Here is a 5,349-nt window from a genome sequence, read left to right as displayed (position 1 = left end):
CTGGGGAAGGTGGCAGTGGGGTTTGAATAGGCCCCACATACACCACCGTCATTGCGAGCGCAGCGAAGCAATCCAGAGTCCCTCCGCGGAAAGATTCTGGATTGCTTCGCTTCGCTCGCAATGACGAAAAACTATGCGTAGCTGCGCATCGCCTCGGCGTGGCCGCTCGCCTCGACTTCGGTGCGCGGGCGCAGCCGCGTCAGCGCGAGCATCATGCCGACACCATAGGCCAGCGACACGATCGAGGAGCCACCATAGGAGATGAAGGGCAGCGTCATGCCCTTGGCGGGGATGAGCTGGAGATTGACCGACATGTTGATGGCGGCCTGCACGCCGAACAGGATCGCCAAGCCCGAGGCCGCGAAGCGCGAGAACATGTCCTCGTTGGCATAGGCGCGCGACAGCGTCCGGATGACGACGAAAGCAAACAGTGCCAGCATCGCGAGGCACAGGATGATGCCGAACTCTTCGGCGGCAACCGCGAACACGAAATCGGTGTGGCTGTCGGGCAGGCTGCGCTTGGCGATGCCCTCGCCCGGTCCGAGGCCGAACCAGCCGCCATTGTAGAAGGCCTCCATGGCGGTATCGACCTGGAAGGTGTCGCCCGAGGCCGGATTCATGAAGCGCTTGATGCGGCCGGCGACGTGGGGAACAAAAAGATAGGCGCTGAACAGTCCGGCGGCGCCGAGGCCGGCGAGCCCGAACACCCAGATCATCCGCATGCCCGCGATGAAGAACAGCGAGCCCCACACCATCAGGATCAGCATGGTCTGGCCGAAGTCGGGCTCCATCACCAGCAGCGAGACCAGCATCAAGAGCAGCACCAGCGCCATCGAGGTCGCCGGCATTTCTGGCCGCCTAGTGGATTCCGCGAACAGCCAGGCGGCCATGACGACGAACGACGGTTTTGCGATCTCGGAGGCCTGGATATTGAGGCCGAGTAGCGTGATCCAGCGCCGCGAGCCCTTTACTTCGGGGCCGATCGCGAGCGTCAGCACGATCAGGACGATGCTGACCGCAAAGATGATCAGCGCCGAGCGACGGATCGCCCGCGGCGACAGGAAGGACACCCCGAGCAGCACGATGCAGGACGGCACCAGGAATAGCACGTGGCGGCTGAAGAAGTGGAAGGGATCGAGCCCGATGCGGGTCGCAACCGGCGGGCTCGCCGCCAGCGACAGGATCACGCCGGTCAGCATCAGCGCCAGGATGGCACCCATCAGCGGCTTGTCGACGGTCCACCACCACTCGGAAAAGGGGGTGCGTTCTTCACGGGAGAGCATGGCGGCCGCTTTCGGACAGAGGTCGGTCCATTGGTCGCCGAGGTTGGTTACCGGGGGGTTAAGGAAACGGGGATGATTGGAGATGAAGGCGAGCGCTTACCTCAAATGCCCGTCATGCCCCGCGAAAGCGGGGCATCCAGTATTCCAGAGACGTCGAGGGTTCATAACCACAGCCGCGGCGTACTGGATCACCCGGTCAAGCCGGGCGACGACAGCGGAGCAACAACCAGCAGCGTCCCTACACCACCGGCTTCATGCCCGGCAGCGCCTGCACCAGCTCGCGGAACCTGGTGCCGCGAATTTCGAAGTTGCGATACTGGTCGAAGGAGGCGCAGGCGGGCGACAGCAGGACGACCGCGTCAGCGATGCCTGACGCCTCCGCATCGCATGCGGCTTGCTCGACGGCGACGTCGAGGGTCTGGCTGATCTCGTGCGGCACCTTCGTGCCGAGCGTGCCCGAAAATTCCTGCGCGGCCTCGCCGATCAGATAGGCTTTTCGGATGCGCGGGAAGTAGCCGGTGAGGCCGGTGATTCCGCCGGCCTTCGGCTTGCCGCCCGCGATCCAGAAGATGTCCGAAAAGGACGACAGCGCATGCGCGGTGGCGTCGGCATTGGTGCCCTTGGAATCGTTGACGAACAGCACGTTGCCGCGGCGGCCGACCTGCTCCATGCGATGCGCAAGGCCGGGGAAGCTGCGCAGGCCGTTCTGCAAGACGTCGAGGCCGATGCCCATCGCGAGCGCGGCGGCTGCCGCGCACGCCGCGTTCTGCGCATTGTGCAAGCCGCGCAGAGAACCGATGCCGCCGAGCGCCGCGATTTCACTGCGCGCGCCGCCCGAATTGCGCACGATATGGCCGTGCTCGACATGGATGCCGCTGGCCAGCGGATTCTTGACGGAGATCCGCACCACGTTCTTGCCGGCGCGATCGAGCCGGTCGGCGATATCGCGGCAAAAGCCGTCGTCGACGCCGACGATCGCGGTGCCGCCGGCCTGCACACCGGCAACGAGTCGCTCCTTCACCGCGGCGTAATGCGCGATGGTGCCGTGGCGATCGATGTGGTCTTCGCTGACATTGAGCAGAATGCCGACGGAGGGATCGAGTGAAGGCGTGAGGTCGATCTGATAGGACGACATCTCGATGACGTGGACGCGGCCCATGCCCGGCGGCTCCAGCGACAGGATTGCGGTGCCGATATTTCCGCCCATCTGGGTGTCATAGCCGGCGACCTTGGTGAGATGCGCGATCAAAGCCGTCGTCGTCGATTTGCCATTGGTGCCGGTGATGGCGACGAACGGCGCATCCGGCGCGTGCCGGCGCCTTTCGCGGCAGAACAGCTCGATGTCGCCGATCACCTCGATAGCGGCCTCCCGCGCCTTCAGCACGCTCCAATGCGGGACTGGGTGGGTCATCGGCACACCGGGCGCGAGCACCAGCGCGGCGAAATTCGCCCATGAGACGTTGCGCAAATCAGCCGTGATGAAGCCCGCTTGCGCAGCCTTGGCGACATTCTCGGCGCTGTCGTCGGCGGCGATCACCTCGGCGCCGCCCGCTTTCAACGCGTGACAGGAGGCGAGCCCCGAGCCGCCGAGGCCGAACACCGCGACCGTCTTGCCGGCAAAGGACGTGACGGGGATCATCGATCGTTCACCGCAGCTTCAGCGTGGATAGGCCAGCGAGCGCCAGCATCACCGAGATGATCCAGAACCGGATCACGATCTGCGGCTCGGTCCAGCCGAGTTGCTCGAAATGGTGATGGATCGGCGCCATCCGGAAGATGCGTTTTCCCGTCATCTTGAACGACACCACCTGCACGATGACGGAGACCGCCTCCAGCACGAACAGGCCGCCGATCACCGCGAGCACGATCTCGTGCTTCACCGCCACTGCGATCGCGCCCAGCATGCCGCCGAGCGCGAGCGAGCCGGTGTCGCCCATGAAGATCGAGGCCGGCGGCGCGTTGAACCAGAGGAAGCCCAGGCCCGCACCCAGCAGCGCGCCGCAGAGCACGGCGAGCTCGCCGGTGCCGGCGACATATTTGATCTGGAGATAATCGGCGAACACCGCGTTGCCGGCGAGATAGGCGATCATGGCAAAGCTCGCAGTCGCGATCATCACCGGCACGATGGCAAGGCCGTCGAGACCGTCGGTCAGGTTCACCGCGTTGCCGGCGCCAACGATGACGAAGGCGCCGAACACGACGAAGAACCAGCCGAAATGCAGCACGGTGTCCTTCAGGAAAGGAATCGTCAGCGCGGTCGACGCGGGATCGCGGTTCAGCCGCACCAGCGCGTAGCAGGCCACCAGCGCGATCGCCGCCTCGATCAGCAGGCGAAGCTTGCTGCCGAACCCGGTCGTGGTCTGCTTCGTCACCTTGAGATAATCGTCATAGAAGCCGACGAAGCCGAAGCCAAGCGTCACCGCCAGCACGATCCAGACGTAAGGGTTGAGCGGATTGGCCCACAGCACCGTGCCGACCGTGAGACCGGACAGGATCATCAGCCCGCCCATGGTGGGCGTGCCTTTCTTGGCGAGATGCGATTGCGGACCATCGGCCCGGATCGGCTGGCCCTTGCCTTGCCGGATGCGCAGATGGTCGATGATCCAGGGTCCGAACAGGAACACGAACAGCGCGCCGGTGACGACGGCGCCGCCGGTGCGGAAGGTGATGTAGCGGAAGACGTTCAGGAAGGTGCGAACGGCACCGAAGCCCGGAAATGTGTTGGAGAGCTCGATCAGCCAGTAAAACATTCAGACGGTCCTATGGCGCCTTTGCACGCGCCTTGATCTTGGCCTTGTCAACCTGCCTCACGCGCATTCGCTGGTCTTCATCATCGGGTCGGGCGACCTCTAAAGAAAACGAACGGCTTCGCGCCGGAAAGGGGGGATTCGGGAACAGCGCCTTCCAAGCAGTTTACGCCCTTGCCTGCAAGGCGGCCACTAGGCCCGGCACAAACTTGTTGACCCAGAACATCTTCTTGCTGCCCTTGACAACCACGACATCGCCTGCCCTCAGCAGATTTGCGACCTCGCCCGGCTTCAGCGTGACGGGGTCGTTGTGCCAACCGAGACCCTTGCCGGCTGGAAGCACCTCGAACAGGTGACGCATCAGGGGTCCGACGCAATAGACGCCGTCGATGCCGTCGAGATGCCTGGCGAGGTCGATGTGATAGGTTGGTGCGCCGTCGCCCAGCTCCAGCATGTCGCCGAGCACGGCAATGCGGCGGCCACCGGTCGTGTTGCGCGCCTGCAAGCTTTGCAGCGCGGCAGCCACGCTGGCCGGATTACCGTTGAAGCTGTCGTCGATCACGGTGACGCCACCGGCCGCCTGCTCGACGCCACGGCCGCTCATGATACCGACCCGGTCGAGCTTGATCGCAAGCGTCGCCGCATCGAGGTTGGCCGCACGGATCGATGCGAGCGCGGCCAGCGCATTCTGAACGCGGTGCGGCGCGCCCGGCGTCAGGCTGAACGCGATCTCTTTCTTGCCAAGCGCGGCCACGACCTGCCAGCTGTCGCCATGCGGCGCGTGCGCGACCTCGTGCACCTCGGCTTTGTCGCCGAAGCGTATGACCTTGCCCTTCCAGTCCGGCGCCTTGATCCCGGCGGGCAGCACCAGCACGCCTTCCGCGGGCAGGCCGAGTGCAATCGACACCTTCTCGCGACGGATGGCTTCGAGCGAGCCGAGCTTCTCCAGATGCACCGGCTGGACGTTGACGACGAGCGCGACCGTCGGCCGCGTCAGTTCGCTGAGCCGCGCGATCTCGCCGGCCTGGTTCATGCCCATCTCGACGACCCAGAGACTGGCGTCGGGGCGCGCATTGCACAGCGTCAGCGGCACGCCCCAGAAATTATTGAAACTCGACGGGCTGGCATAGGCATTGGGATAGGCCGCGAGGAATTCCTTGGTGCTGGTTTTGCCCGCGCTGCCGGTGAGCCCGATCACCGGCCCGTTGAAGCGGGGGGGGGGCGCCCCGCCCCCCCCCCCCCCGCCCCCCCGCGGGGGGGGGGGGGGGGGGGGCTGGGGGGGGGGGGGGGGGGCGCGCGCGGGGGGGGGGGCGCACGCC

4 protein-coding genes are annotated in these 5,349 nt (G+C 65.4%); all 4 read right to left on the bottom strand.

Annotated features, from left to right (window positions below; all coding sequences use genetic code 11):
- Nucleotides 1-131: 131 nt before the first annotated feature.
- Entirely contained in the window at nt 132-1,283 is a 1,152-nt protein-coding gene (gene ftsW, locus AC0L23_RS39570) for a putative lipid II flippase FtsW (protein ID WP_018454238.1), read from the bottom strand.
- A gap of 238 nt (nt 1,284-1,521) precedes the next feature.
- Nucleotides 1,522-2,922: a UDP-N-acetylmuramoyl-L-alanine--D-glutamate ligase gene (gene murD / locus AC0L23_RS39565; RefSeq protein ID WP_018454237.1), complete on the bottom strand. Its 1,401-nt coding sequence runs from the start codon at nt 2,920-2,922 to the stop codon at nt 1,522-1,524.
- 7 nt (nt 2,923-2,929) lie between these two features.
- On the bottom strand, nt 2,930-4,033 hold the full coding sequence (gene mraY, locus AC0L23_RS39560; RefSeq protein ID WP_007600847.1) for a phospho-N-acetylmuramoyl-pentapeptide-transferase: 1,104 nt from the start codon (nt 4,031-4,033) through the stop codon (nt 2,930-2,932).
- 163 nt (nt 4,034-4,196) lie between these two features.
- A partial coding sequence (locus AC0L23_RS39555; RefSeq protein ID WP_473358382.1) for a UDP-N-acetylmuramoyl-tripeptide--D-alanyl-D-alanine ligase occupies nt 4,197-5,349 on the bottom strand: 1,153 nt, incomplete at its 5' end.

This window comes from Bradyrhizobium sp. MI1.4, from assembly GCF_055811315.1.
Note: the sequence above shows the minus strand (reverse complement) of the source record. Positions and strands in the feature narration are given on the sequence as shown.